This window comes from Arthrobacter sp. JCM 19049, assembly GCF_001310435.1.
The window spans coordinates 1-1,816 of the sequence record NZ_BAXF01000440.1; the positions used below are offsets into that span (position 1 = coordinate 1).

Consider the following 1,816-nt stretch of genomic DNA (forward strand, 5'->3'; position numbering starts at 1 on the left):
CTCCGCCTGACCGGTCAGCCAGTCCACGTCGTCGCTCGGCTCGGTGGAGGCCAGCACCGGGATGCCGGCCTCGCGGGCGGCCTTCAGCGCGGCGACCTTGTTGCCGGCCAGCTCCAGCACGTCGGCGGAGGGGCCGATGAACTTGATGCCATTTTCCTTCGCAGCGCGGGAGAGCTCGGGATTTTCACTCATGAACCGTAACCCGGGTAGATCGCGTCCGCACCGGCTTCCTTGGCGACGCGGATCACCTCGTCTACATCCAGGTAGGCACGGACCGGGTGCCTTCTTCGCCAATCCGGTAGGACTCATCGGCCTTCTGCCGGTGGATCGAGTTGCGGTCCTCGTAGGGGTAGACTGCAACGGTTTTTGCCTCGAGTTCATTGGCGGCGCGGAACGCGCGGATGGCGATCTCGCCGCGGTTGGCAACCAAGATTTTTCAAACATGGTGTTCCTACATCGATTCGTCGCGTCGCAGACGGTACGGGAGCAGGCAGCTGGGTACAGCAAGACCTACCCGGCATCGTCGTCGGCGCAGGGCGTCGGAAGTGGCTCGTTGTCGAGCACCTAATTCCACACCCTACAGTGACGGCAGGCACGTTGACCAAAAATTTCGTCTTGTGGTCTGACCACAGCGTCATGTTGCGATCAGTGGTTATAAAGCGGGGTATCGTGATAAAGAGCAAAAACCGACGTTGCGAACTCGGGGATTTCGACTCGAGCCGACTATGATAATTAGAGATTAAGTCCCGCGGTACCTTCAATCGGCGAACAGTGAAAGGCGTGGTCTGTTCCGTGCACGTAGTGAGCATCAGCAGCCTCAAGGGTGGCGTAGGAAAGACCTCGGTGACCCTCGGTCTTGCCTCGGCCGCCCTCGCCGCCGGCATCCCCACCCTCGTCATCGACCTGGACCCGCATGCTGATGCCAGCACCGGTTTGGGCGTTCGGGCCGAGGACAAGCAGACCATCGGGCAGATGCTGAAGAACGTGCGCCGCGCCCGCCTGCAGGACAATGTCGCCGCCAGCTCCTGGCAGTCCAAGGCCGCCGAGAAGAAGTCCCGCACCCGCATCCCCGTACTCGATGTGGCCGTGGGCGATGCCTACACCGGCATCTACGACCGTCCGGACCTGCGCACCCGCGACCTGCGCCGCCTGACCCAGCTGCTCAGCCGCACTTCGGCTACCAGTTGGTGCTCATCGACTGCCCGCCCTCGCTCAACGGGCTGACCCGCATGGCCTGGAGCGCCTCGGACCAGCTGCTGCTGGTGGCCGAGCCCAGCCTGTTCTCCGTGGCCGGCACCGAACGCACCAGCGTGCCCTGGAGCTGTTCCGCAAGGAATTCGCCCCCACCCTGGGACCGATCAAGGTCGTGGCCAACCGCGTGCGCAAGGATTCGGCCGAGCACACCTTCCGGCTGAACGAGATGCGCCAGATGTTCGGCGACTCGATGCTCACCCCGGAGATTCCCGAGCACCCCGAATGGCAGCAGATCCAGGCGCGGCCTACTCGGTGCATCAGTGGCCTAGCAAGTCCACCGGGCCGATCGTGTCCCAGTTCGATGGGCTGCTGAAGGAAATCATGGCCACCGACAAGGCAGCCCAGCCCGCCTAGACCCACCACGCGCATGCCCAGGGCACACCCCGCAGGCAGCCACGGCCCAGGCAGCCATGCCACCGAAGGCCACCGGCAGCGAAGACTGAAAAAGGACCACCGAATGGTGGTCCTTTTTCAGTATCTGAAGTTTTGTTCGCCCCGATCCAGCGGGGTTTGTAGCGCCAGTCCGACAGCGCACGATGCGACGGCTTCCCAGGCCCCGGCA

General features: G+C 63.6%; 2 pseudogenes. One reads left to right on the forward strand and one right to left on the reverse strand.

Annotated elements, in window-relative coordinates:
* Positions 1 to 433: pseudogene (locus tag JCM19049_RS20935) on the reverse strand (biotin carboxylase N-terminal domain-containing protein); the annotation flags it as partial.
* A gap of 359 nt (positions 434 to 792) precedes the next feature.
* Here JCM19049_RS20935 and JCM19049_RS13160 point away from each other — a divergent pair.
* Positions 793 to 1,608 (forward strand): annotated as a pseudogene (locus tag JCM19049_RS13160) (ParA family protein).
* Positions 1,609 to 1,816: the final 208 nt, after the last annotated feature.